This is a genomic window from Citrobacter sp. U14242 (assembly GCF_046555775.1).
GTDB lineage: Bacteria > Pseudomonadota > Gammaproteobacteria > Enterobacterales > Enterobacteriaceae > Citrobacter.
In genome coordinates this window covers 1-1,460 of sequence record NZ_JBKGLW010000031.1, presented here as the reverse complement: position 1 = coordinate 1,460, position 1,460 = coordinate 1, and the positions used below count along the sequence as shown (strand labels likewise).

Here is a 1,460-nt window from a genome sequence, read left to right as displayed (position 1 = left end):
TCATCTTCGGGGGTAGAGCACTGTTTCGGCTAGGGGGTCATCCCGACTTACCAACCCGATGCAAACTGCGAATACCGAAGAATGTTATCACGGGAGACACACGGCGGGTGCTAACGTCCGTCGTGAAGAGGGAAACAACCCAGACCGCCAGCTAAGGTCCCAAAGTCACAGTTAAGTGGGAAACGATGTGGGAAGGCACAGACAGCCAGGATGTTGGCTTAGAAGCAGCCATCATTTAAAGAAAGCGTAATAGCTCACTGGTCGAGTCGGCCTGCGCGGAAGATGTAACGGGGCTAAACTGTGCACCGAAGCTGCGGCAGCGACACTATGTGTTGTTGGGTAGGGGAGCGTTCTGTAAGCCGTTGAAGGTGTCCTGTGAGGGATGCTGGAGGTATCAGAAGTGCGAATGCTGACATAAGTAACGATAATGCGGGTGAAAAACCCGCACGCCGGAAGACCAAGGGTTCCTGTCCAACGTTAATCGGGGCAGGGTGAGTCGACCCCTAAGGCGAGGCCGAAAGGCGTAGTCGATGGGAAACAGGTTAATATTCCTGTACTTGGTGTTACTGCGAAGGGGGGACGGAGAAGGCTATGTTAGCCGGGCGACGGTTGTCCCGGTTTAAGCATGTAGGCGGAGGTTCCAGGTAAATCCGGTACCTTATTAAACGCTGAGGTGTGATGACGAGGCACTACGGTGCTGAAGTAACAAATGCCCTGCTTCCAGGAAAAGCCTCTAAGCATCAGGTAACACGAAATCGTACCCCAAACCGACACAGGTGGTCAGGTAGAGAATACCAAGGCGCTTGAGAGAACTCGGGTGAAGGAACTAGGCAAAATGGTGCCGTAACTTCGGGAGAAGGCACGCTGATGGTAGGTGAAGTGATTTACTCATGGAGCTGAAATCAGTCGAAGATACCAGCTGGCTGCAACTGTTTATTAAAAACACAGCACTGTGCAAACACGAAAGTGGACGTATACGGTGTGACGCCTGCCCGGTGCCGGAAGGTTAATTGATGGGGTTATCCGTAAGGAGAAGCTCTTGATCGAAGCCCCGGTAAACGGCGGCCGTAACTATAACGGTCCTAAGGTAGCGAAATTCCTTGTCGGGTAAGTTCCGACCTGCACGAATGGCGTAATGATGGCCAGGCTGTCTCCACCCGAGACTCAGTGAAATTGAACTCGCTGTGAAGATGCAGTGTACCCGCGGCAAGACGGAAAGACCCCGTGAACCTTTACTATAGCTTGACACTGAACACTGGTCCTTGATGTGTAGGATAGGTGGGAGGCTTTGAAGTGTGGACGCCAGTCTGCATGGAGCCAACCTTGAAATACCACCCTTTAATGGCTGGTGTTCTAACGTGGACCCGTGATCCGGGTTGCGGACAGTGTCTGGTGGGTAGTTTGACTGGGGCGGTCTCCTCCTAAAGAGTAACGGAGGAGCACGAAGGTTAGCTAATCCT

At 52.7% G+C, this 1,460-nt stretch carries 1 rRNA gene; it reads left to right on the top strand.

From position 1 onward, the window contains the following. Positions 1 to 1,460: ribosomal RNA gene (locus ACLJXE_RS24285) — 23S ribosomal RNA — on the top strand; the annotation flags it as partial.